The organism is Streptomyces sp. NPDC002851 (assembly GCF_053591935.1).
In genome coordinates this window covers 1-21,748 of the sequence record NZ_JBSFUT010000017.1, presented here as the reverse complement: position 1 = coordinate 21,748, position 21,748 = coordinate 1, and the positions used below count along the sequence as shown (strand labels likewise).

The window sequence follows — 21,748 nt, the reverse complement described above, 5'->3', positions numbered from 1 at the left end:
CTCCCCGGCCCAGGTCCACCCGTACGAGGGACGCGGCAGCGGGATGACCGGCAGGAGCGCGTCCGCGAGCGCCGGACGGGCTACTTCTTGCCCGCCGCGCCCCGCCGCACGCCCTCCGCCAGCTCGGCCGTCAGGCTCCGTACCGCCGCAAGCCCGGCCGCCTCGTCCTCGGCGTCGAGCATCGCCTTCACGAAGGCCGAACCGACGATCACGCCGTCCGCGAAGGAGGCCACCTCGGCGGCCTGGTCGGCGTTGGAGACGCCGAGGCCCACGCACACCGGGAGCTCGGTGGTCGCCCTGGTTCGCCGTACGAGGTCCTCGGCCTGGGCGCCCACGGACTCGCGGGTGCCCGTGACGCCCATCAGCGAGGCGGCGTACACAAATCCGGTACCGGCCTCGGTGATGGTGGCGAGCCGGGCGTCCTTGCTGCTCGGCGCCACCACGAAGACCGTCGCCAGGCCGTGCTTGGCGGCGTGCTCCCGCCACAGGCCGGACTCCTCGACGGGCAGGTCCGGCAGGATGCAGCCCGCGCCACCGGCCTCGGCGAGCTCCGCCGTGAACCGCTCCACGCCATAGCGGTCGATGGGGTTCCAGTACGTCATGACGAGCACCGGCTTGCCCGTGGCGACGTGCGCCTCACGCACCGTGCGCAGTACGTCCGCGATCTTCACGCCGCCGCGCAGGGCGATGTCGTCCGCGGTCTGGATGACCGGCCCGTCGAGCACCGGGTCGCTGTGCGGAAGCCCGACCTCCACGATGTCGGCTCCGGAGTCGAAGACCGCCTTGACGGCCTCGATGCCGCCGTCGACGCTCGGGAACCCGGCGGGCAGGTACGCGACCAGCGCGGCCCGGCCCTCGGCCTTGGCGGTGGCGAGCGCGTCGCTCAGGAGCGACCCCCTGCCACCCATGGATGCGGTCCCGCTCACTTGGCGTCCCCCTCGATCTCGGCGATGTCGGCGGCGTCGGCCGCGACCTCGGCGTCGGCATCGGTGTCGTACAGGCCGAAGTACCGGGCGGCCGTGTCCATGTCCTTGTCGCCGCGTCCGGACAGGTTGACGACGAGCAGTCCGTCCTTGCCGAGCTCCTTGCCGACCTCCAGGGCCCCGGCGAGCGCGTGGGCGCTCTCGATGGCCGGGATGATGCCCTCGGTGCGGGAGAGCAGGCGGAGCGCCTGCATCGCCGCGTCGTCGGTGACGGCGCGGTACTCGCCGCGGCCGCTGTCCTTCAGGTACGCGTGCTCGGGCCCGATGCCCGGGTAGTCGAGCCCGGCCGAGATGGAGTACGGCTCGGTGATCTGGCCCTCCTCGTCCTGGAGGACGTACGACCGCGAACCGTGCAGGATGCCCGGCTCACCGGCCGTCAGGGTGGCCGCGTGCTCACCGGACTCGATGCCGTGGCCCGCGGGCTCGCAGCCGATCAGACGCACGTCCGCGTCCGGGATGAAGGCGTGGAAGAGGCCGATGGCGTTGGACCCGCCGCCCACGCAGGCGACCGCGGCGTCGGGCAGCCGCCCGGCCCGCTCCAGGAGCTGCCGCCGCGCCTCGACGCCGATGACGCGGTGGAAGTCGCGCACCATCGCGGGGAACGGGTGCGGTCCGGCGACGGTGCCGAAGAGGTAGTGGGTGTGCTCGACGTTGGCGACCCAGTCGCGGAACGCCTCGTTGATGGCGTCCTTCAGGGTCCGGCTGCCCGACTTCACGGCGATGACCTCGGCGCCGAGCATCCGCATGCGGGCGACGTTGAGCGCCTGGCGCTGGGTGTCGATCTCGCCCATGTAGATGGTGCAGTCGAGGCCGAAGAGGGCGCAGGCGGTGGCGGTGGCGACGCCGTGCTGGCCCGCGCCGGTCTCGGCGATCACCCGGGTCTTGCCCATGCGCTTGGTGAGCAGGGCCTGCCCGAGCACGTTGTTGATCTTGTGGGAGCCGGTGTGGTTGAGGTCCTCGCGCTTGAGGAACACCCGCGCGCCGCCCGCGTGTTCGGCGAACCGCGGCACCTCGGTGAGCGCGCTGGGCCGCCCCGTGTAGTTGACCAGCAGATCGTCGAGCTCGGCGGCGAACTCGGGATCCTGCTTGGCCTTGTCGTACTCGACGGCGACCTCGTCCACGGCGGCGACGAGGGCCTCCGGGATGAACTTGCCGCCGAACGCACCGAAGTAGCCCGCGGCGCTGGGGACTTGACCCTCCGGGTCAGGGATGAAGAACTGGCTGGACATGTGCGACATGCTCCTGTGCTGGGGCGTACGCCCCGGATGTCCGTTGGATGGTGGTCACGGTAACGCGGTGGCGGTGCGGTGCGACGGCGAGTTGTTCCCCGCCCCGCCCCTTCCCGAAATCCTGCGGAGCTTCGGGGCTCCGCCCCGGACCCCGTATCGCGCTGAAGGCGCTCGTCCTCAAACGCCGGACGGGCTATTAGTAGCCCCTCCGGCGCTTGAGGAGCGGGGGTCTGGGGCGGAGCCCTCAATTACGGGAAGGGGCGGGGCTGGGGAAGAAAAAGAACCGGCCTCAGCCGCACGCGCCGACCGCACCCCGACGCCATCGCATCCCGTTCACCTGACCCGGCTCCGAGCCGATGACATACCGCACCCGCCGCCCGTGCACACGCCGCGCAGGCGCACGGCAGCCGCGTGGTCGGCAACCGGGTCCGAGGCGGGCGATCAGCGGCATGACGTCAGAACCCCTCAGCCCCGCCCGTGCCGCAGCGCGGGGTGCTCCCCGGCGGCCACCAGGTCGACCACGGCCTGCTTCGGGTCCTTGCCGGTCACCAGGGACTCGCCCACCAGCACGGCATCGGCACCATCATTGGCGTACGCGATCAGGTCGTGCGGCCCGCGCACCCCCGACTCGGCGATCTTGATGATCCCGGCCGGGACCTCCGGGGCGACGCGGGTGAAGGTCGTGCGGTCGACCTTCAGGGTCTTCAGGTCGCGTGCGTTGATTCCGATGATCTTCGCGCCCGCGGCCACCGCCCGCTCGACCTCCTCCTCGTCGTGCGCCTCGACGAGCGGCGTGAGCCCGATGGACTCGGCGCGCTCCACGAGCGAGACGAGGGCCTCCTGGTCGAGGGCGGCCACGATGAGCAGCACGAGGTCGGCGCCGTACGCCCGGGCCTCCCACAGCTGGTACGCGGTGACGATGAAGTCCTTGCGCAGGATGGGGATGTCGACCCGGGCGCGGACGGCCTCCAGGTCGGCCAGCGAGCCGCCGAAGCGGCGCTCTTCGGTCAGGACCGAGATGACGGCGGCGCCGCCCGCCTCGTAGTCGGCGGCGAGTCCGGCCGGGTCGGCGATCGCGGCGAGCGCGCCCTTGGACGGGCTGGACCGCTTGACCTCGCAGATCACCTTGACGCCTTCGCCGCGCAGCGCGGCCACGCCGTCCTTGGCCTGGGGGGCCTTCGCGGCGCGCTCCTTGAGCTCGTCGAGGCTGACGCGCGCCTGCCGCTCGGCGAGGTCCTCACGCACGCCTTCGATGATCTCGTCGAGCACACTCACGCGAGCGGGTCCTTCCCTGACGGCAGTCTGAGCACTGCGATGGTATCCGGCCGGGAGCGAAGCCCTCGCATCCGGTTGACGCGGGTCCCACTACCTGGACTTTTTTCGTCCGGTCCCGGTGCCTGGCGTGGCCCGTCAAGGGCTCAGCCAAGCCGCCCCGAAGGGCAGATTGCGTACGACGGTGAAGACGAGCAGCAGTCCGCCGATGCCCCAGGCGTACGCCGAGGGGAGCCGCAGCCGCAGCTGCCGACCGCGCGCCGCCGCGTACGCCCACACGACCCAGCCGACGGCGAAGAGCAGATATCCGGCCACGGCGACGGCGTTGGCCTGAAGCGCGGTCAGAAAGTCGCCGTGCACGAAGGCGTGGGCGCTGCGCAGGCCGCCGCAGCCGGGGCAGAGCACGCCGGTCAGCTGGAGGAACGGGCAGACGGGGTAGTGACCGGGTTCGTTCGGGTCGACCGAGCCGACGTAGGCGAAGGCGCCGACGACCGCGCCGAGCACCCCGGCGGGGACGAGCAGCCGCTTGAGGGCACCGCCGCGGGTCGCCGGGGGTGGCAGTACGGCGGCGGGTACGGCCGGTACGGCGGGTACAGCGGCGTACGGGACGGGGGCGGTCGGCTGCGGCCCGTGCGCGTCGACGGTGGGTTCAGCGGTCACCCCCGCATTCTGCCTCGCGGCCGTGGGCGGCGCCCGTGGGCGGGGGCGTACGGGGCAATGCCGCCGCGCATGCGCGAGGGGCGGGACCGGATGTCGGTCCCGCCCCTCGGCCGGGTACGAAAGCAGCGCTCGGGTCAGCTCTCCGAGGGCGCCAGCTGGGCTGAGGCCTTCGGCTGGCCGAGGCCCGCGGCCCGCATGGCGGCACCGACGACGCCACCGAGGGCGACGATGACCATGCCGGCCCAGAAGCCGAGCGGCTGGCTCATCACCATGAAGGCGCCGGAGACGCAGAAGCCGATGATGGCGATGATGACCCCGGTCCAAGCGGCCGGGGTGTGTCCGTGGCCTTGCGCCATGGCTTGCTCCTCGTGTGACGATCGAACGCTCAAGCCCATTGTATGGGGCCGCCGTAAATGCCCCCGAGGCCCCCCGGACGGACCTCGGGCGATGCCCTAACCCGTGGGGTCCTCGCCCCGGTCCAGGGCCTTCCACAAGTCCTCGGGACGGGCTGTGTCCGTGGTGGACGTGGCCGTGGCGCGGGCGGTGCGGCGCGGGCTGCGCTCGTACTTGCCGGACATCGCGGGCCACCGCGCCCCGAAGCGCAGCGCGAGCAGACCCGCCGCGAGGAGCAGCAGGCCGCCGACGGCCGCGACGTAGGGCCAGGCGGTGTGGTGGACGGCGTCGATGGTGGCGGTCGCGTTGCCGGTGGCCGTGGCCGCCTTCTCGTCGAGGGCCGCGGTGTCCTCGGCGCCGAGGAGTGCGGCCGCCACGATCCCCGCGCCGCTCAGGGTGAGCAGGGCCGAGACGACGACGCGGCCCGTGCGGCGTACCGCGAAGACCGCGACGAGGGCGGCGAGACCGACTATGGCGAGGGCGGCGGGAGCGCCGGTGACGTCGCTGCCCTTGGCGGCCTGGGTGAGGGCGCCACCGGCCGTGGCGGCCTCGCCCTCGGACCAGATCTGCATGGAGGCGAGCAGCGCGACGGTGGCGCCGAGTGCGCCGAGCAGCAGGGCGGCCGCGAGGCTGCGGCGGCCGCTACCGCCCTGCGTCGTGGTCGCGCGGGCGGCTTCGGCTTGGGCCTTGGGTACGGCTGCGGAAGTCACGCCCTCCACTATCCCTCACGGTCCGCGGGTGCGTTCAAGCGGTTCACGACTCGTCCCTTACGGGCGCGTGCAGGCGGTTGGCGCTGTGTACGGCGCGCAGTACGGCGGCCGCCTTGTTCCGGCACTCGGTGTCCTCGGCGACCGGGTCGGAGTCGGCCACGACGCCCGCGCCCGCCTGGACATAGGCGGTGCCGTCACGGAGCAGGGCGGTACGGATGGCGATGGCCGTGTCCGAGTCGCCGGCGAAGTCGAGGTAGCCGACGCAGCCGCCGTAGACGCCGCGCCGGGAGGGCTCGAGCTCGTCGATGATCTGCATGGCGCGCGGCTTGGGAGCGCCGGAGAGGGTGCCGGCGGGGAAGCAGGCGGTGAGCACGTCGAAGGCGGTGCGGCCCTCGGCGACCTGTCCGGTGACGGTCGAGACGATGTGCATGACGTGCGAGTACTTCTCGATCGACATGAAGTCGACGACCTCGACGGTGCCGGGGGTGCAGACCCGGCCCAGGTCGTTGCGGCCGAGGTCGACGAGCATCAGGTGCTCGGCGCGCTCCTTGGGGTCGGCGAGCAGTTCGTCGGCGAGGGCCTGGTCCTCCTGCGGGGTCGCGCCGCGCGGCCGGGTGCCCGCGATGGGGTGCACCATGGCGCGGCCGTCCTCGACCTTGACGAGGGCCTCGGGGGACGAGCCGACCACGTCGAACGCCGCGCCGTCCCCGGAGGGGAACCGGAACAGGTACATGTACGGCGACGGATTGGTGGCCCGAAGCACCCGGTAGACGTCCAACGGGCTTGCCGTACAAGGGGTTTCGAACCGCTGCGAGGGCACCACCTGGAAGGCCTCACCGGCCCGGATGCGTTCCTTGATGTCCTCGACGGCGTCCTGGTAGTCCGCGCCGCCCCACAGCGCCGTGAACTCCGGCAGCGCGGATTCCGGCAGCGCGACCGGGGTCTGCGCGACGGGCTCGGCGAGGTCGGCGGCCATGGCGTCGAGCCGGGCCACCGCGTCCGCGTACGCCTCGTCGACGCCGGTGTCGAGGTCGTTGTGGTTGATGGCGTTGGCGATGAGCTGGACCGAGCCGTCCCAGTGGTCAAGGACCGCCAGGTCGCTGGTGAGCAGCATGGTCAGCTCGGGCAGCCGCAGATCGTCGCGGTCGCCGGGCCCGATCTTTTCGAGCCTGCGCACGATGTCGTAGCCGAGGTAGCCGACCATGCCGCCGGTGAAGGGCGGCATGCCGTCGTGCAGGTCGCGCGGGGTGTGCAGGGCCTCGACGGTGGCGCGCAGGGCCTTCAGCGGGTCGCCGTCGGTGGGTACGCCGACGGGCGGGGTGCCCAGCCAGTGCACCTGGCCGTCGCGTTCGGTGAGGGTGGCGTCGCTGCGTACGCCGATGAAGGAGTAACGCGACCAGGACCGGCCGTTCTCCGCCGACTCGAGCAGGAAGGTACCGGGGCGCTCCTTGGCGAGCTTGCGGTAGAGGCCCACGGGGGTGTCGCCGTCGGCCAGGAGTTTCCGGCTGACGGGGATGACGCGGCGGTCGGCGGCGAGCTTGCGGAACGTCTCGAGGTCCATGCGGCCGACCCTACTGAGTGACGGGGAGCACGTCGGCGTCGAAGCAGGTGCGGGCTCCGGTGTGGCAGGCGGCGCCGACCTGGTCGACCTTGACGAGGACGGTGTCGGCGTCGCAATCGAGGGCGACGGACTTGACGTGCTGGAAGTGGCCCGAGGTGTCACCCTTGACCCAGTACTCCTGGCGACTGCGGGACCAGTAGGTGCAGCGGCCGGTGGTGAGCGTGCGATGCAGCGCCTCGTCGTCCATCCAGCCGAGCATGAGCACCTCGCCGGTGTCGTACTGCTGGGCGATGGCCGGAAGGAGCCCGTCGGCACTGCGCTTGAGCCGCCGGGCGATGGCGGGATCGAGATTGCTGCTGCTCATGGGGCCCATTGTGCCGGGTACGCAGAGCCCTCCCCGGGACCGTCCACTGGGCGGACCACGCGCCGCGGGATTAGCCTTGCACCATGTCGACCCATGCGAAGCGTGAACGGCTGCTCCTCGCCGACCTGTTGGAGGCCGCGGGCCCGGACGCCCCCACTCTGTGCGAGGGCTGGAACACCCGCGACCTGGCCGCCCATGTGGTGGTGCGGGAGCGACGACCGGACGCCGCGGGCGGCATCCTGATCAAGGCGCTCGCCGACCGGCTCGAGCGGGTGCAGGCCGAGTTCGCCGCGAAGCCGTACGAGGAGCTGATCCAGCTGATCCGTACGGGCCCGCCGCGGTTCTCGCCGTACGCCCTGAAGCCGGTGGACGAGGCGGCGAACGCGGTGGAGTTCTTCGTGCACACCGAGGACGTACGCCGGGCGCAGGAGGGCTGGAGCCCGCGCACCCTGGACCCGGTCTTCGCGGACGCCCTGTGGAACCGCCTGGAGAAGGCGTCCCGGCTCCTGTGCCGCAGCGCGCCGGTGGGTCTGGTCCTGCGCCGCCCGGACGGCCAGACGGCGGTGGGGCACCGGGGCACGCCGGTGGTGACGGTCACGGGTGAGCCGGGCGAGCTGACCATGTTCGCGTTCGGGCGGCAGGACCAGGCCCGGGTGGACGTGGAGGGCGACAAGGACGCGATCGAGCGGCTGCACGGCGCCAAGCAGTTGGGGCTCTGACCTGGGCCCCGGTGGGCTATGACCTGGGCCCCGGTGGGCTACTCGGTCACCACCGCACCGGCAGGCTCCTCGTCCCCCGCATCAACATGCCCGTGATCCAGGCGAGTTCGGACTCCTCCGTGGCCGGTGCGAGGTTCGGGCACCGCCGCAGGAGGGTGCCGATGGCGATGCGGCCCTCCAGGCGGGCGAGGGGTGCGCCGAGACAGTAGTGCAGGCCGTGGCCGAAGGCGATGTGGCCGCGTGCGTCCCGGCGGATGTCGAAGCGGTCCGGGTCCGGGAAGCGTGCGGGGGTGCGGTCGGCGTCGGCGAGGGCGACCAGGACGACGGCGCCTTCCGGGATGACGGTGCCGTCGAGTTCCACGGGTTCCGTGGTCCAGCGCGGCGTCGCGGTCTCCACCGGACCGTCGAAGCGCAGCATCTCCTCGATGGCGCCGTCGAGCAGGCCGTCGGGGTCGGCGCGGAGCAGGTCCAGCTGGTCGGGGTGGGCGAACAGGGCGCGTACGCCGTTGCCGATGAGGTTGACCGTGGTCTCGTGGCCCGCGATGAGCAGCAGCAGGGACATGCCGATCAGCTCGTCCCCGGTGAGCCGGTCGCCGCCCTCGTCCACGGTGTGGATCAGGGCGCTGAGCAGGTCGTCGTGGGCGCCGGGGGTCTTGCGGCGGGTGCGGATCAGTTCGTCGAGGTAGTGGCCGATGGCGTTGAAGGCGGGGGCGCGCTCGGCGGCCTTCTCGGAGGAGACGGCCGCGTTCGACCACGTACGGAAGGAGTCGCGGTCGAGTTCGGGCACGCCGAGCAGCTCGCAGATGACGGTCATCGGCAGCGGGAAGGCGAGCGCCTCGATCAGGTCGGCCGTGCGGTCGCCGCCGCCGTCGGCGAGCATGGCGTCGAGCAGTCCGTCGGTGACCTCCTGGATGCGCGGGGCGAGCGCGGCGATCCTGCGGGGGCTGAACTCGCGGGCCACCAGGCGGCGTAGCCGGGTGTGGTCGGGTGGCTCGCGCAGCAGCATGTGGGTGAGGGTGGGGCTGTCCGGGGACGTGCCGAGGTCGTTGGGGTCGACCTGGGCCTTGCGGATGTCGCGGGTGATGCGCGGGTCGGTGAGGGCGGCCCGGCAGGCCTCGTGTCCGACGACGAGCCAGCGCTCCATGCCGTCGGGGGTGCGGGCGCGGTGCACCGGGCCGCGCTCGCGCAGGGCGGCGTAGACGGGGTACGGGTTCCGAGTGAAGTCCGGGCTGAGGTGGAGCAGGTCGACGGCGGGTTCGGTCGGCATGTTTCCCCCGTGGAACGGTCGATCCCAGGCGAATGGGGCGGATACCTCTGGACGCTACCCGCGACCGATCTTCCTCCACAGGGTCATTCGAGCCATTCAGTGGTACGCCACCAGGTCCCCGCAGGCGTCAACTTGCCCTTGTCTTACGGGAGTTGAGCGTGTTTCTTACGGGAGTTGGGCGCGCCGCAGCGCGGTGACGCAGAGCCCGAACACGCCGCCACCGGCGGAGAGCGCTGCCCCGGCGACGAAGACCGGGCCGCTGCCCCAGAGTCCGATGGCGCCGCCCACGACCGGGTAGCAGAGCGGCGCGACGCCCATCGTGAACAGGGTCGAGACGGAGGTGACCCGGCCGATCAGGGCGGGCGCGGCGGAGGTCTGGATGAGCGCGGCACAGAGCGCACCGTTCAGGCCGACGAACAGCCCGATGCCGCACCCGGCGAGCGCCGCGACCGGCACGGACGGCGCGAAGGCGAGCGCGGCGAGCAGCACGGCCCCGGCCACGAGCGCGACGCAGAGCACGGCCCCGGCGCGCGGCAGCCGACCGCGCACCGCGAGCAGCAGCGACGCGCCGCCCGCGCCGACCCCGAACCCGGCGATGACCAGGGACATCCCGGAGGCGCCCCAGCCCCGCTCGTCGGCGAGCAGCACGAGCCCGATATTCGCGGGCCCGGAGAACCCGATCTCACCGACGGCGGTCGCCAGGAGCAGCGGCGCGAGGAGCCGGTGCCGACGGATGTAGCGGAGGCCGTCGAGGAGTTGGCGCAGGGGGCCGGGTTCGGGATCGCCGGATTCCGCCAGGCCGGGCCGGGGATCGTCGGAGTCTGTGGGGCCAGGCTTTGGATCACCGGCGCCCGCCGCGCCCGCCCCATCGGGATCACAGGCCCCCGCAGCGCCAGCCCCACTCGCCACCGGCCCGCCCGCCACCGGCCCCAGTCGTACCGCGAGCAGCAGCCCGAGAGACACCGCGAACAGCACCCCCGCCACGCCGAACGCCGCCGCCGATCCCCCGACCGTGACCGCCGCGCCACCCAGCGGGGCGCCGCCGATCAGGGCGATGCGGGCGGCGAGGCCGCGCATGCCCTGGACCCGGGCGAGTTGGCCGGGGGTGGTGAGCCGGGGCGGCAGGGCGCCGACGGCGGGCAGGAACAGCGCGTCGACCGTGCCGAAGACGAGCGCGAGCGGCAGCAGCAGCCACAGCCCCGGTGTGGCCACGGCCAGGACGGCGGCGACCGCGAGGATCACCAGGCAGCGCGCGGCGTCCGAGCCGATGACGACCCGGCGCGGTCCGAACCGGTCGGCGACCACTCCCCCGACCAGCATGAGCACCGCGCGCGGCACCGCGCCCACGGCGAGCACGAGACCGGCCTGCCCGGGGTCGCCGCTCCGGGTGGCGGCCCAGGCGAGGGCCACGAAGTAGACGGCGTCGCCGATGGCCGTCGCGGTGTAGGCGCCGAGCCAGCGCAGTACGTTGCCGTCGCGGTGGGCGGGCCGCTCGGCGGGGGCGGGCGCACCCGTCCCGGGTATCCGGGCCTCGGTGCTCATGACCGGAACGGGAAGCCGTAGATGTGCACCGCCACGTTCTCCCGGCCCTCGGTGTCGCCCGCTTCTTCGGCGGCCCGCCCGATGGCGTCGTACTTCTTCAGGAGCGTTTCCAACTCGCGGGGCAGCTCGGCCAGTTCGGCGGCGGTGAGCCGCGGCAGGTACTCGGAGTCGATCGCGGCGGTGCGCCACTCGGCCGACCAGGCGCGCTGCTCGTCGAGGTAGCGGCGGTAGAGGTCGGCGCGCTGCTCGAAGAAGAGCCGGGTCACGGAGGTGTGCGCGGCGGCCCGGCCGGGTTCGCCGCTGAAGTCCTCGTCGCGGATGCTCACGGTCTGCGCCGACGGGCGCCACCAGCGCTTGTGCTGCCTGCTCCTCGTGCCGCAACCACCCCGAGGTCCGCACGAGGCGGCCACAATCATCGAGCAGTGCATGCGCACCTCGCGACCTCACTCGGCTTCGGCCCGGCCCCTACGCCGCCTTTGCAGCAGAAATCGCGCATCCCCACAGTCTGGCATTGTCCCGCATCCCGGACAGCCGTCTCACATTCCAACCACAGAGGTGATCGGCTCGACGCCGTCTGGCACGCTCCGTCCATGAACACGACTTCTGCTTCCGCGACTTGGACCGTGGCCGTGCTCGGCCCCGGTGGTATCGGCGGGCTCGTCGGCGGGCTGCTCGCGCGCGCCGGACACCGGGTGATCTGTCTCGCGCGCGAGGAGACCGCCGCCGTGCTCAATGAGCGGGGCCTGACCGTACGCAGTGAACAGTTCGGCGAGTTCGACGTGCGCGTGACCGCCGACACCGAGCTGCGCGAGCCCGTGGACGCCGTGCTCGTCTCGCCCAAGGAGACCGACCTGGAGGCGGCGCTCGACCGGGTGCCACCGGCCGTCCTGGGCAAGGGACTTGTGCTGCCGCTGCTCAACGGCTTCGAGCATGTCGACGTCCTGCGCAAGCGCTACCCGGCCGAGCAGGTCGTGCCCGGCACCATCCGGGCCGAGTCCACCCGGACCGCGCCCGGCGTCATCGCGCACACCACACCGTTCGCCCTCGTCGAGGTGGGCAGCCGGACCGCGCCGCCCGCGCGCGTGGCGGCGCTCGCCGACGTCCTCGGCGGGGCGGGCCTCGAGGTCACCGTCCGGGACGACGAGACCGCGATGCTCTGGGGCAAGCTGTCGATCCTGCTGCCGATGGCGCTCCTGAGCACCCGGTACGGCATCACCGTGGGGCAGGTGCGCACCGAGCGGCGGGACGAAATGCTCGCCGTCATCGAGGAGTTCGACGCCGTGGCCACGGCGGTCGGTGCGGCCGTCGACACCGAGGCGCTGCTCCGGTTCATGGAGCGGATGCCGTACGGGACGAAGTCCTCGATGCAGCGAGCCGCCGAGAAGGGGGCGGCAGGGCGGCCCCTGGAGGCGGATGCCATCGGCGGCTCGGTGCTGCGGGCGGCCGCCCGGCACGGCATCGAGGTGCCGGTGACGGCCCGGCTCGTCGCGGAGGTCGAGGGCGGCGCGTAGCCGTTCGGACGGCGCCCCGTGCGTCGTCAGCGCACGGGGCCGTGCCCGGGGGCAATAATCAGCCCGTCCGGCGTTTGAGGACGAGCGCGTTCAGCGCGACGAAGCGGGGTCTGGGGGCGCAGCTCTCAGGGGCGGCACCCGAGCCGACGGTACGAAGCGTGACAGGGGCGTGCCGTGGGACCTTGCGCGTCAGCGCACCGGGTGGCCCGCGGTGCGCAGCGTGTTCTTGACTTCGCCGATCCGCAGATCCCCGAAGTGGAACACCGAGGCCGCGAGCACCGCGTCCGCGCCCGCCGCGATGGCCGACGGGAAGTGCTCCAGGCGGCCGGCGCCGCCGGAGGCGATGACGGGGACGGTGACGTGCTTGCGTACCGCCTCGATCATCTCGATGTCGTAGCCGTCCTTGGTGCCGTCGGCGTCCATCGAGTTGAGCAGGATCTCTCCGGCGCCCAACTCGGCGGCCTGGTGCGCCCATTCGACCGCGTCGATGCCCGCGGACTTGCGGCCGCCGTGCGTGGTGACTTCGAAGGAGCCGCTCGCTGTCCGGCGCGCGTCCACCGACAGGACGAGCACCTGCCGCCCGAAGCGCTCGGCGATCTCGCGGATCAGCTCGGGGCGGGCGATCGCCGCCGTGTTCACGCCGACCTTGTCCGCGCCCGCGCGAAGCAGCTTGTCCACGTCCTCGGCGGTACGGACGCCGCCGCCGACCGTCAGCGGGATGAAGACCTGCTCGGCGGTGCGGCGCACCACGTCGTACGTCGTCTCGCGGTTGCCCGACGAGGCGGTGATGTCCAGGAACGTCAGCTCGTCGGCGCCCTCGGTGTCGTACACCTTGGCCATCTCGACGGGGTCGCCCGCGTCCCGCAGGTTCTGGAAGTTGACGCCCTTGACGACCCGGCCGTTGTCGACGTCCAGGCAGGGGATGACTCGGACTGCCAGGGTCATGACTCCACGGCTCCTCTGTGTGCTTCCAGTTCCACTTCGACCAGGATGCGCGGGTCGACGAAGCCGCTGACGACGGCCAGCGTGGTCACGGGGCGTACCGCGTCGAAGAGTTCCTTGTGGGCGCGGCCCGCCTCGTCGACGTCCCGTGCATGGGTCAGGTACATGCGGGTGCGGATCACGGAGTCGGCGCCGAGGCCGAACTCCGCGATCGCTTGGAGGGCGTTGGTGAAGGCGACGCGCGTCTGCTGGTACGGGTCTCCCTCGCCGTACAGGACGCTGTCCCGGAACGACGTGGTCCCGCCGACCACGACGCGGTCGCCCACCGCGACGGCGCGCGCGAAGCCGAAGGCCTCCTCCCAGGGGCTGCCGCTCTGCACCCGCCGTACGGATGTCATGACGACACCGCCGCCAGCGCCTCTTCCAGCGTGAACGCCTTCGCGTAGAGGGCCTTGCCGACGATCGAGCCCTCGACGCCGAGCGGTACGAGCTCGGCGATGGCCCGCAGGTCGTCCAGGGACGAGACGCCGCCGGAGGCGACGACGGGCCGGTCGGTGGCCGCGCAGACGTTCTTCAGGAGCTCCAGGTTGGGGCCCTGGAGGGTGCCGTCCTTGGCGATGTCCGTGACGACGTACCGCGCGCAGCCCTCCTTGTTGAGGCGGTCCAGGGTCTCGTAGAGGTCGCCGCCGTCCCGGGTCCAGCCGCGGCCGCGCAGCGTCGTGCCGCGGACGTCGAGGCCGACCGCGATCTTGTCGCCGTGCTCGGCGATGACCTTGGCGACCCACTCGGGGGTCTCCAGGGCGGCGGTGCCGAGGTTGACGCGGGTGCAGCCGGTGGCGAGGGCGGCGGCGAGCGAGGCGTCGTCGCGGATGCCGCCGGAGAGCTCCACCTTGATGTGCAGTTCTGCCATGCGCTCCGCCACCTCGGCGATCAGCTCACGGTTGTCGCCGGTGCCGAACGCCGCGTCCAGGTCCACGAGATGGAGCCACTCGGCGCCGGAGCGCTGCCAGGCCAGGGCCGCCTCGAGGGGGGAGCCGTAGGAGGTCTCGGTGCCGGACTCGCCGTGCACCAGGCGGACCGCCTGGCCGTCGCGGACGTCGACGGCGGGCAGGAGTTCGAGCTTGTTCGCGGGCATGTGCGGGTTCGCAGCCATTTCTCGAGGGTGGTCAGCGGGTGGTCAGAAGGTGTTGATCCAGTTGGTCAGGAGCTGGGCGCCGACGTCTCCCGACTTCTCGGGGTGGAACTGGGTGGCCCACAGCGCGCCGTTCTCGACGGCGGCGACGAACGGGGCGCCGTGCGTGGTCCAGGTGACGATCGGGGCGCGCATCGCCGGGTTCGTGGCCTGCAAGGTCCAGTCGTGGACGGCGTACGAGTGCACGAAGTAGTAGCGCGCGTCCGCGTCCAGGCCCTTGAAGAGCTCCGAGGCGGGCGGGGCGTCGACGGTGTTCCAGCCCATGTGCGGCACCACGTCGGCCTTGAGGGGCCCGACGGTGCCGGGCCACTCGTCCAGGCCCTCGGCCTCGACGCCGTGCTCGATGCCGCGCGAGAACAGGATCTGCATGCCGACGCAGATGCCCATCACGGGCCGCCCACCGGCCAGGCGGCGCTCCACGACCCAGTCGCCGCGCGCCTCCTTCAGGCCCTTGATGCAGGCGGCGAAGGCGCCGACGCCGGGCACGAGCAGCCCGTCGGCGTTCATGGCCTTGTCGTAGTCCCGGGTGATCTCGACGTCGGCGCCCGCGCGGGCGAGGGCGCGCTCGGCGGAGCGTACGTTGCCGAAGCCGTAGTCGAAGACGACGACCTTCTTAGGTGCTGCGGAGGTCAATTCCACACCTCCAGACGGAGAACGCCCGCGACGAGGCACATTGCGGCACCGATGGAGAGCAGGGTGATCAGGCTCTTGGACTGCTTCTGTTTGACGAAGGAGTAGACCCCGCCGAGCAGGAAGAGCCCGACGAAGATCAGCAGTGCGGACAGGCCGGTCATGGCTACAGCGCGCCCTTCGTGGAGGGGAGGATCCCGGCCGCGCGCGGGTCCCGCTCGGAGGCGTAGCGCAGCGCCCGGGCGAGCGCCTTGAACTGGCACTCCACGATGTGGTGGGCGTTGCGGCCGTACGGCACGTGGATGTGCATGGCGACCTGGGCCTGGGCGACGAACGACTCGAAGATGTGCCGGGTCATGGTGGTGTCGTACTCGCCGATCATCGGCGCCATGTTCTCCGGCTCGGTGTGCACGAGGTACGGGCGCCCGGAGAGGTCGACGGTCACCTGGGCCAGCGACTCGTCCAGCGGGACCGTGCAGTTACCGAAGCGGTAGATGCCCACCTTGTCGCCGAGGGCCTGCTTGAAGGCGGCGCCGAGCGCGAGGGCGGTGTCCTCGATGGTGTGGTGCGAGTCGATGTGCAGGTCGCCCTCGGTCTTGACGGTGAGGTCGAAGAGGCCGTGGCGGCCGAGCTGGTCGAGCATGTGGTCGTAGAAGCCCACACCCGTCGACACGTCGACCTTGCCGGTGCCGTCGAGGTCGATCTCGACGAGGACCGAGGTCTCCTTGGTGGTGCGCTCTACGCGGCCGACGCGACTCATGCGCTCTGCTCCTGTTCCGTTTCCTTCTTGAGTTCGCGTACCGCATCGAGGAACGCGTCGTTCTCGGCGGGCGTGCCCGCGGTCACCCGCAGCCAGCCCGGTACGCCGTTGTCCCGGACCAGGACACCCCGGTCGAGGATCTTCTGCCAGACGGCGTGCGCGCCGCCCTCGCCCTCGAACCGGCCGAACTGTACGAAGTTCGCGTCCGACTCGGTGACCTCGTAGCCGATCGCGCGCAACTCGGTGACCAGACGGTCCCGCTCCTGCTTGAGCTGATCAACGTAGCCGAGCAGGGTGTCGGTGTGCTCGAGCGCGGCCAGTGCGGTGGCCTGCGTGACGGCCGACAGGTGGTACGGAAGCCGGACGAGCTGCACCGCGTCCACCACCGCCGGGTCGGCGGCCAGATAGCCGAGGCGCAGGCCCGCGGCGCCGAACGCCTTGGACATGGTGCGCGAGATGACGAGATGCGGACGGCCCTCGAGCAGCGGGAGCAGCGAGTCGCCGTGGCTGAACTCGATGTACGCCTCGTCGACGACCACCAGGGACGGCTTGGCGGCCTGCGCGGCCTCGTACAGGGCAAGCACCGTCTCGGGCGGTACGGCGGTGCCGGTCGGGTTGTTCGGCGTGGTGATGAAGACGACGTCCGGGCGGTGCTCGGCGATCGCCTTCTCGGCCGCGGGCACGTCGAGGGAGAAGTCCTCGTGCCGCGGGCCGGAGATCCAGCCGGTGCCGGTGCCGCGGGAGATCAGCGCGTGCATCGAGTACGAGGGCTCGAAGCCGATCGCACTGCGGCCGGGTCCGCCGAAGGTCTGAAGCAGCTGCTGGAGGATTTCGTTGGAGCCGTTGGCCGCCCAGACGTTCTCGACGCCGAGCTCGTACTTGCCGGTGCGGGTGAGGTAGCGGGCCAGCTCGGTGCGGAGCTCGATCGCGTCCCGGTCCGGGTAGCGGTTCAGGCCGCGGGCCGCCTCGCGGACCCGCTCCGCGATCCGCTCGACCAGCGGTTCGGGCAGCGGGTACGGGTTCTCGTTGGTGTTCAGGCGCACGGGCACGTCGAGCTGCGGCGCGCCGTACGGGGACTTGCCGCGCAGTTCGTCGCGGACGGGAAGGTCATCAATCCGGGTCACTTGCTCTGCGGCACCTTCCACTCGAACCGTGCCTTGATCGCCGCCCCGTGCGCGGGCAGGTCCTCGGCCTCGGCGAGGGTCACCACGTGGTGGGCGACCTCCGCGAGCGCGTCGCGGGTGTAGTCGACGATGTGGATGCCGCGCAGGAAGGACTGCACGGACAGGCCCGAGGAGTGGCAGGCGCAGCCGCCGGTGGGCAGCACGTGGTTGGAGCCCGCGCAGTAGTCCCCGAGCGAGACCGGCGCCCACGGGCCGACGAAGATCGCGCCCGCGTTCTTGACCCGCTCCGCGACCGCGGCGGCGTCGGCGGTCTGGATCTCCAGGTGCTCGGCGCCGTACGCGTCGACGACCCTGAGGCCCTCGTCCAGGCCGTCGACCAGGACGATCGCGGACTGCTTGCCCGCGAGGGCGGGCTTGATCCGGTCCTCGATGTGCTTGGTCGCGGCGACCTGCGGCTCCAGCTCCTTGGCGACCGCGTCGGCGAGCACCACGGAGTCGGTGACCAGGACGGCCGCGGCCATGGGGTCGTGCTCGGCCTGGCTGATCAGGTCGGAGGCGACGTGCGCGGCGTCGGCGGTGTCGTCGGCGAGCACCGCGATCTCGGTCGGCCCGGCCTCGGTGTCGATGCCGATCTTGCCGGTGAAGTACCGCTTGGCGGCGGCGACCCAGATGTTCCCGGGCCCGGTGACCATGTTCGCCGGGGCGCAGGACTCGGTGCCGTACGCGAACATCGCCACGGCCTGGGCGCCCCCGGCCGCGTACACCTCGTCGACGCCGAGCAGGGCGCAGGCCGCGAGGATCGTCGGGTGCGGCAGACCATCGAACTCACGCTGCGGCGGCGAGGCGAGCGCCACCGAGCCGACCCCGGCCTCCTGCGCGGGGACCACGTTCATGACCACGGACGAGGGGTATACGGACCGGCCGCCCGGCGCGTACAGGCCGACGCGCTCGACCGGCACCCACTTCTCGGTCACGGTGCCGCCGGGCACGACCTGGGTGGTGTGCGGGGCGCGGCGCTGCTCGCGGTGGACGGCGCGGGCCCGCTTGATCGACTCTTCGAGGGCGGCCCGTACGTCCGGGTCGAGCTCGGCAAGGGCGCGATCGAGCGCCTCGGCGGGCACCCGGACCCGCTCGAGCTCCACACCGTCGAACTTCTTCGCGTACTCGATCAGCGCCGCGTCGCCACGATGATGCACGTCCTCGCAGATGGGACGCACCTTGTCCAGGGCGGCCGCAACGTCGAACTCGGCTCGGGGCAGCAGGTCGCGCAGGGCTGAGCCCTCAGGAAGGGCGTCGCCGCGCAGATCGATTCGGGAGATCACGGAACCAATTCTCTCAGACGGACATCGCACCCCGGACGCCTGTATCAATCGCTGATACAAGCCCCTGATCACTGGCTGCTCACTGGCTGATACAAGACCCGGAAGATCCCATTCACCACTAGCGTTCAGCCCGTCACACAGCGGGCATGAACAGATGTACCAGCCGGTACGGGATTACGGGGACCACGGCGCGTACGGGGTGTTGGGGAATCACGGGGACTTCGGGGACCACGGGGGCTTCGGGGACTACGGGGACTACGGGGAGGAAGAGCGCGAGTGTCGGACGCTCAGGACACGGACATGCCGGACGACCTCACGGCGGCCGAGATGGGCATGTGGCAGGCGTTCCAGAACGGCACCAGGTACGACCTGTCCAGCGGCGACGCCGAGGTGGACGACCCGCACGGCGGCCTCCCGTGGGGCCCGGAGCGCAGCGTGCGGGCCCGCCTGGTGAGCCTCCTGATGCTGGCCGGGCCGCCCGCGCTGCCCGGCCGGGTCTCCTCGATCAAGCTCGTCGGGGTGCAGATCACCGGGACCCTCGACGTCGCGGGCGGCCAGGTGGAGCCGTACGTCGAACTGCACAACTGCCGCTTCGAGAAGGAAATCCTGCTCCCGGAGAGCCACTTCACCACTCTGCGCCTGGTGGACTGCTCCATTCCGCGGTTCGAGGCGGCCCGCCTGCACACCGAGGGCGATCTGCATCTGGCCCGCTGCCGGGTGCACCGCGGGATCCGGCTCACGGACGCGCAGATCGGCACCGACCTGCTGCTCAACCAGACCGTGGTGCACCGCGACCGGCTTGGCCGCGCGATCGTCGCCGACGGCCTCTCCGTCGGCCAGGACCTCCAGGCCGAGATGGTGGAGGCGCACGGCGAGCTCAGCCTGCGCGGCGCCCAGGTCGGCGTGTCGCTCAGCCTGCGCGGCAGCCGGCTCACCAACCCGTACGGCAGCAAGGCGCTCAACGCCCCGCAGCTGACCGTGGAGCGCACCCTGTATCTGACGCCCGCCGCGGTCGGCGGCAGCGGCTACCAGGCGGGCACGACCCCGGCGCGGGGCGTGCGGGTGCAGCGCTTCGAGTGCCACGGCGGGATCCGCCTGGACGACGGGCGGTTCGGGGACGCGGTCGACCTCGAGCAGGCCCGCTTAGTCCTGGAGAGCGAGCAGGAGATCTCGATGCGCCGCATCCAGACGCCCGAGCTCCGCTTCCTCGGCGACCGTCCGGAGCGCGGCGTGATAGTCCTGTCCGGCGCCCGGATCGTCAACCTGGTCGACAAGTCGACGAGTTGGCCGGGCCCGGGCGCCTTCCGGGTCGGCGGCTTCACGTACGAGAACCTCGTCCCGCGCGGCAGCTTCCCACTCACCCGCCGCCTGGAGTGGCTGGCGGCCGCGACCCCCGAGTACAGCCCGGAACCGTACGAGAAACTCGCCACCGTACTGCGCAACAGCGGCGAGGACGCCGACGCCCGCGAGGTGCTCCTCGCCAAGCAGCGCCGCCGCCGCGAGACCCTGCCGCTGGCCGGAAAGCTCTGGGGGTACGCCCAGGACTGGACGGTCGCCTACGGGTACCGGCCGGGCCGGGCCGCGGTGTGGATGGCGGTGCTCTGGGCGCTTGGCGCGGTGGCGTTCTCGCGCTACCACCCCCCGGCCATCAAGCCCGGCGAGGGCCCGGAGTGGAACCCCTCGCTCTTCGCCCTCGACCTCCTGGTCCCGGTGATCAACCTGGGGCAGGACGGCTACTGGCGCGTCGAGGACCACTGGCAGTGGCTGTCGGCGGCGCTGACGCTGCTGGGGTGGATTCTGGCCACGACGGTGGCGGCGGGGGCGTCGCGGCTGCTGTCGCGGAACTGAATAGAGCCCGTCCGGCGATTGAGCACGAGCCCGTTCAGGGCGAAGGGGGTCTGGGGCGCAGCCCCCAGTTCCGGTACCCAGGCCGACGGCGCGGATCCGGATCCGTAAGCTTCAAGACGTGACCACCCGGCTTCCGCTCTTCCCGCTCAACACCGTCCTGTTCCCGGGCCTCGTGCTCCCGCTGAACGTCTTCGAGGAGCGCTACCGCGCGATGATGCACGACCTCGTCAAGGCCGTGCCCGAGGACTCCGAGGAGCCGCGCCGCTTCGCCGTCGTCGCCATCCGCGACGGCCACGAGGTCGCCCCGACCGCGCCCGGCCTTCCCGACCAGACGGCGGTGCCCGAGCGCGGCCCGGCGGCCGGCTTCGGGGACGACCCGATCAAGGCGTTCCACAAGGTCGGCTGCATCGCGGACGCGGCCACCGTACGGGAGCGCGAGGACGGCAGCTTCGAGGTTCTGGCCACCGGTACGACCCGGGTCCGACTGCTCTCCGTCGACGCCTCCGGCCCTTACCTGACGGCCGAGTTGGAAGAGTTGCCGGAGGACCCGGGCGAGGGCGCGGGCACCCTCGCCGCGGGCGTCCTGCGCGCGTTCCGGGACTACCAGAAGCGGCTCGCCGGGGCCCGCGAGCGCTCCCTGTCCACCGGCGCCGAACTGCCCGACGAGCCGTCCGTCGTGTCGTACCTGGTGGCCGCGGCCGCCGTCCTGGACACCCCGACCAAGCAGCGTCTGCTTCAGGCCCCCGACACCGCGTCCCGGCTGCGCGACGAGCTGAAACTCCTTCGCACGGAGACCGCGGTCATCCGTAATCTGCCGTCGTTGCCCGCGATCGACCTGACGCGCGGGCCCACCAGCCAGAACTGACGAGCACCGAAGGGCACGGCACCGAGCAGATGGCGAAGAAGGCGAAGAGCTCAGCGAAGTCCGGGAAGTCCGGGAAGTCCGGGAAGCAGCAACAGTCCGGCGGCACCCCGGCGACCGTCGCCCTCACCGCCGCGGACATCCCGTTCACGGTCCACCAGTACGAGCACGACCCCGCGCATCCCTCGTACGGCGAGGAGGCCGCCGAGGCCATGGGGGTGTCGCCGGACCGCATCTTCAAGACGCTGGTCGCCGAGGTGGACGGCGCGCTCACCGTCGCCATCGTCCCGGTCGCGGGCACCCTGGACCTGAAGGCCCTCGCGGCGGCGGTCGGCGGCAAGCGCGCCACGATGGCCGACCCCGCGGCCGCGGAGCGCACCACCGGCTATGTGCGCGGCGGCATCTCCCCGCTCGGGCAGCGCAAGAAGCTCCCGACGGTCCTGGACGACTCGGCGTCGGCGTACGACACGATCCACGTCTCGGCGGGCCGCCGCGGCCTCGAAGTCGAGCTGGCCCCGGGCGACTTGGCGAAGCTGACGGACGCGGTACTCGCCCCGATCGGCCGTGGCTGAACCGCGTACCCTCGCATGGACGTGTCGCGCGCGACCTCTCGACGTATCCGGGGTTCTCGGTTAAGCACCGACGGTATGTCGAAGAAGACGCGCAAGCGGAAGTGGCGTATCCGCAAGGGCAAGTCCAACCACGGCCGTCGGCCCGCCTAGGGCGTGTCCGATGGGTCAGGCCGGCTGCGGTGGGCGGTGCCTGTCCGTGTGGCCGGGAGCGGCGTCTGGTGCGCTCCGCCGCTGCGCGGCTCCGCCTCGCCTCTTTGATTCATCCTTCGGATGGCGAGCAGCAGC

Annotated in this window: 24 protein-coding genes and 1 pseudogene; 5 read left to right on the top strand and 20 right to left on the bottom strand. The window is 72.0% G+C overall.

Annotation, left to right across the window (positions count from 1 at the left end; translation table 11 throughout):
* Window positions 1-80: 80 nt before the first annotated feature.
* The 9 genes from trpA to hisI form a co-directional block, all read right to left on the bottom strand.
* Window positions 81-908: a tryptophan synthase subunit alpha gene (trpA, locus tag ACWD10_RS19270; protein WP_451092675.1), complete on the bottom strand. Its 828-nt coding sequence runs from the start codon at window positions 906-908 to the stop codon at window positions 81-83.
* Between the two features lie 14 nt (window positions 909-922).
* Window positions 923-2,212 carry a tryptophan synthase subunit beta gene (gene trpB / locus ACWD10_RS19265; protein ID WP_451092439.1) on the bottom strand — a complete coding sequence of 430 codons (1,290 nt, stop codon included), beginning with the start codon at window positions 2,210-2,212 and terminating at the stop codon, window positions 923-925.
* A gap of 289 nt (window positions 2,213-2,501) precedes the next feature.
* The gene (gene trpM / locus ACWD10_RS19260) at window positions 2,502-2,663 is read right to left on the bottom strand and encodes a tryptophan biosynthesis modulator TrpM (RefSeq protein ID WP_451092437.1); all 162 of its coding nucleotides are present in this window, start codon (window positions 2,661-2,663) and stop codon (window positions 2,502-2,504) included.
* Window positions 2,664-2,677: 14 nt separating this feature from the next.
* On the bottom strand, window positions 2,678-3,487 hold the full coding sequence (trpC, locus tag ACWD10_RS19255; protein ID WP_451092435.1) for an indole-3-glycerol phosphate synthase TrpC: 810 nt from the start codon (window positions 3,485-3,487) through the stop codon (window positions 2,678-2,680).
* A gap of 135 nt (window positions 3,488-3,622) precedes the next feature.
* On the bottom strand, window positions 3,623-4,144 hold the full coding sequence (locus ACWD10_RS19250) for a DUF2752 domain-containing protein (protein ID WP_451092433.1): 522 nt from the start codon (window positions 4,142-4,144) through the stop codon (window positions 3,623-3,625).
* Window positions 4,145-4,278: 134 nt separating this feature from the next.
* Window positions 4,279-4,500 carry an HGxxPAAW family protein gene (locus ACWD10_RS19245; RefSeq protein WP_451092431.1) on the bottom strand — a complete coding sequence of 74 codons (222 nt, stop codon included), beginning with the start codon at window positions 4,498-4,500 and terminating at the stop codon, window positions 4,279-4,281.
* Window positions 4,501-4,596: 96 nt separating this feature from the next.
* On the bottom strand, window positions 4,597-5,256 hold the full coding sequence (locus ACWD10_RS19240) for a TIGR02234 family membrane protein (RefSeq protein WP_451092429.1): 660 nt from the start codon (window positions 5,254-5,256) through the stop codon (window positions 4,597-4,599).
* A gap of 34 nt (window positions 5,257-5,290) precedes the next feature.
* Window positions 5,291-6,808 (bottom strand): anthranilate synthase component I, encoded by a 1,518-nt coding sequence (locus ACWD10_RS19235; RefSeq protein ID WP_451092427.1) that lies wholly within the window; start codon window positions 6,806-6,808, stop codon window positions 5,291-5,293.
* Between the two features lie 10 nt (window positions 6,809-6,818).
* On the bottom strand, window positions 6,819-7,181 hold the full coding sequence (gene hisI / locus ACWD10_RS19230; RefSeq protein ID WP_451092425.1) for a phosphoribosyl-AMP cyclohydrolase: 363 nt from the start codon (window positions 7,179-7,181) through the stop codon (window positions 6,819-6,821).
* 74 nt (window positions 7,182-7,255) lie between these two features.
* On the opposite strand from hisI, the gene ACWD10_RS19225 reads away from it, so the two are divergent.
* Complete coding sequence (locus ACWD10_RS19225) at window positions 7,256-7,891, top strand: TIGR03085 family metal-binding protein (RefSeq protein ID WP_451092423.1); 636 nt, start codon at window positions 7,256-7,258, stop codon at window positions 7,889-7,891.
* Window positions 7,892-7,937: 46 nt separating this feature from the next.
* Here the strand turns inward: ACWD10_RS19225 and ACWD10_RS19220 are convergent, their stop codons facing one another.
* The 3 genes and pseudogenes from ACWD10_RS19220 to ACWD10_RS19210 form a co-directional block, all read right to left on the bottom strand.
* The gene (locus ACWD10_RS19220) at window positions 7,938-9,158 is read right to left on the bottom strand and encodes a cytochrome P450 family protein (protein WP_451092421.1); all 1,221 of its coding nucleotides are present in this window, start codon (window positions 9,156-9,158) and stop codon (window positions 7,938-7,940) included.
* A gap of 165 nt (window positions 9,159-9,323) precedes the next feature.
* On the bottom strand, window positions 9,324-10,700 hold the full coding sequence (locus tag ACWD10_RS19215) for an MFS transporter (RefSeq protein ID WP_451092419.1): 1,377 nt from the start codon (window positions 10,698-10,700) through the stop codon (window positions 9,324-9,326).
* Window positions 10,697-11,056: pseudogene (locus ACWD10_RS19210) on the bottom strand (transcriptional regulator); the annotation flags it as partial. The gene ACWD10_RS19215 and the pseudogene ACWD10_RS19210, both read right to left, overlap by 4 nt.
* A gap of 234 nt (window positions 11,057-11,290) precedes the next feature.
* Here ACWD10_RS19210 and ACWD10_RS19205 point away from each other — a divergent pair.
* Window positions 11,291-12,211 carry a ketopantoate reductase family protein gene (locus ACWD10_RS19205; protein ID WP_451092417.1) on the top strand — a complete coding sequence of 307 codons (921 nt, stop codon included), beginning with the start codon at window positions 11,291-11,293 and terminating at the stop codon, window positions 12,209-12,211.
* Between the two features lie 189 nt (window positions 12,212-12,400).
* On the opposite strand, the gene hisF is transcribed toward ACWD10_RS19205, so the two are convergent.
* From hisF to hisD, 8 genes are read right to left on the bottom strand one after another with little or no spacing between them, the layout of a single operon-like run.
* Complete coding sequence (gene hisF / locus ACWD10_RS19200; RefSeq protein WP_451092415.1) at window positions 12,401-13,156, bottom strand: imidazole glycerol phosphate synthase subunit HisF; 756 nt, start codon at window positions 13,154-13,156, stop codon at window positions 12,401-12,403.
* Entirely contained in the window at window positions 13,153-13,551 is a 399-nt protein-coding gene (locus tag ACWD10_RS19195) for a RidA family protein (protein WP_451092413.1), read from the bottom strand. The genes hisF and ACWD10_RS19195 overlap by 4 nt, the downstream gene beginning before the upstream one ends.
* A complete protein-coding gene (gene priA / locus ACWD10_RS19190) occupies window positions 13,548-14,306 on the bottom strand; it encodes a bifunctional 1-(5-phosphoribosyl)-5-((5-phosphoribosylamino)methylideneamino)imidazole-4-carboxamide isomerase/phosphoribosylanthranilate isomerase PriA (protein ID WP_451092411.1) in 759 nt (252 codons plus the stop codon). The genes ACWD10_RS19195 and priA overlap by 4 nt, the downstream gene beginning before the upstream one ends.
* Window positions 14,307-14,330: 24 nt before the next feature.
* Window positions 14,331-14,984, bottom strand: a complete 654-nt coding sequence (hisH, locus tag ACWD10_RS19185) for an imidazole glycerol phosphate synthase subunit HisH (protein WP_451092409.1) — start codon at window positions 14,982-14,984, stop codon at window positions 14,331-14,333.
* On the bottom strand, window positions 14,975-15,139 hold the full coding sequence (locus tag ACWD10_RS19180) for a hypothetical protein (RefSeq protein ID WP_451092407.1): 165 nt from the start codon (window positions 15,137-15,139) through the stop codon (window positions 14,975-14,977). The genes hisH and ACWD10_RS19180 overlap by 10 nt, the downstream gene beginning before the upstream one ends.
* A gap of 2 nt (window positions 15,140-15,141) precedes the next feature.
* Window positions 15,142-15,735, bottom strand: coding sequence for an imidazoleglycerol-phosphate dehydratase HisB (gene hisB / locus ACWD10_RS19175; RefSeq protein WP_451092405.1), 594 nt, complete (start codon window positions 15,733-15,735; stop codon window positions 15,142-15,144).
* Window positions 15,732-16,859, bottom strand: coding sequence for a histidinol-phosphate transaminase (locus tag ACWD10_RS19170; RefSeq protein WP_451092403.1), 1,128 nt, complete (start codon window positions 16,857-16,859; stop codon window positions 15,732-15,734). Before ACWD10_RS19170 ends, hisB begins: the two co-directional genes overlap by 4 nt.
* Window positions 16,856-18,181: a histidinol dehydrogenase gene (gene hisD, locus ACWD10_RS19165; protein WP_451092401.1), complete on the bottom strand. Its 1,326-nt coding sequence runs from the start codon at window positions 18,179-18,181 to the stop codon at window positions 16,856-16,858. The genes ACWD10_RS19170 and hisD overlap by 4 nt, the downstream gene beginning before the upstream one ends.
* Before the next feature lie 300 nt (window positions 18,182-18,481).
* Between hisD and ACWD10_RS19160 the strand changes: the two genes are divergently transcribed.
* The 3 genes from ACWD10_RS19160 (at window position 18,482) to ybaK (ending at window position 21,463) form a co-directional block, all read left to right on the top strand.
* Window positions 18,482-20,029: an oxidoreductase gene (locus ACWD10_RS19160; RefSeq protein WP_451092673.1), complete on the top strand. Its 1,548-nt coding sequence runs from the start codon at window positions 18,482-18,484 to the stop codon at window positions 20,027-20,029.
* A gap of 118 nt (window positions 20,030-20,147) precedes the next feature.
* Window positions 20,148-20,894, top strand: coding sequence for an LON peptidase substrate-binding domain-containing protein (locus tag ACWD10_RS19155; protein ID WP_451092399.1), 747 nt, complete (start codon window positions 20,148-20,150; stop codon window positions 20,892-20,894).
* 29 nt (window positions 20,895-20,923) lie between these two features.
* Window positions 20,924-21,463 carry a Cys-tRNA(Pro) deacylase gene (gene ybaK / locus ACWD10_RS19150; protein WP_451092397.1) on the top strand — a complete coding sequence of 180 codons (540 nt, stop codon included), beginning with the start codon at window positions 20,924-20,926 and terminating at the stop codon, window positions 21,461-21,463.
* The last annotated feature ends 285 nt before the right edge of the window (window positions 21,464-21,748 follow it).

Bases quoted from the DNA above. Each gene is read 5' to 3' on its own strand.
- trpA (WP_451092675.1), bottom strand. From the start codon at position 908: ATGGGTGGCAGGGGGTCGCTCCTGAGCGACGCGCTCGCCACCGCCAAG.
- trpB (WP_451092439.1), bottom strand. From the start codon at position 2,212: ATGTCCAGCCAGTTCTTCATCCCTGACCCGGAGGGTCAAGTCCCCAGC.
- trpM (WP_451092437.1), bottom strand. From the start codon at position 2,663: ATGCCGCTGATCGCCCGCCTCGGACCCGGTTGCCGACCACGCGGCTGC.
- ACWD10_RS19245 (WP_451092431.1), bottom strand. From the start codon at position 4,500: ATGGCGCAAGGCCACGGACACACCCCGGCCGCTTGGACCGGGGTCATC.
- ACWD10_RS19235 (WP_451092427.1), bottom strand. From the start codon at position 6,808: ATGGACCTCGAGACGTTCCGCAAGCTCGCCGCCGACCGCCGCGTCATC.
- hisI (WP_451092425.1), bottom strand. From the start codon at position 7,181: ATGGGCCCCATGAGCAGCAGCAATCTCGATCCCGCCATCGCCCGGCGG.
- ACWD10_RS19225 (WP_451092423.1), top strand. From the start codon at position 7,256: ATGTCGACCCATGCGAAGCGTGAACGGCTGCTCCTCGCCGACCTGTTG.
- ACWD10_RS19220 (WP_451092421.1), bottom strand. From the start codon at position 9,158: ATGCCGACCGAACCCGCCGTCGACCTGCTCCACCTCAGCCCGGACTTC.
- ACWD10_RS19215 (WP_451092419.1), bottom strand. From the start codon at position 10,700: ATGAGCACCGAGGCCCGGATACCCGGGACGGGTGCGCCCGCCCCCGCC.
- ACWD10_RS19205 (WP_451092417.1), top strand. From the start codon at position 11,291: ATGAACACGACTTCTGCTTCCGCGACTTGGACCGTGGCCGTGCTCGGC.
- hisF (WP_451092415.1), bottom strand. From the start codon at position 13,156: ATGACCCTGGCAGTCCGAGTCATCCCCTGCCTGGACGTCGACAACGGC.
- ACWD10_RS19195 (WP_451092413.1), bottom strand. From the start codon at position 13,551: ATGACATCCGTACGGCGGGTGCAGAGCGGCAGCCCCTGGGAGGAGGCC.
- priA (WP_451092411.1), bottom strand. From the start codon at position 14,306: ATGGCTGCGAACCCGCACATGCCCGCGAACAAGCTCGAACTCCTGCCC.
- ACWD10_RS19180 (WP_451092407.1), bottom strand. From the start codon at position 15,139: ATGACCGGCCTGTCCGCACTGCTGATCTTCGTCGGGCTCTTCCTGCTC.
- hisB (WP_451092405.1), bottom strand. From the start codon at position 15,735: ATGAGTCGCGTCGGCCGCGTAGAGCGCACCACCAAGGAGACCTCGGTC.
- ACWD10_RS19160 (WP_451092673.1), top strand. From the start codon at position 18,482: ATGCCGGACGACCTCACGGCGGCCGAGATGGGCATGTGGCAGGCGTTC.
- ybaK (WP_451092397.1), top strand. From the start codon at position 20,924: ATGGCGAAGAAGGCGAAGAGCTCAGCGAAGTCCGGGAAGTCCGGGAAG.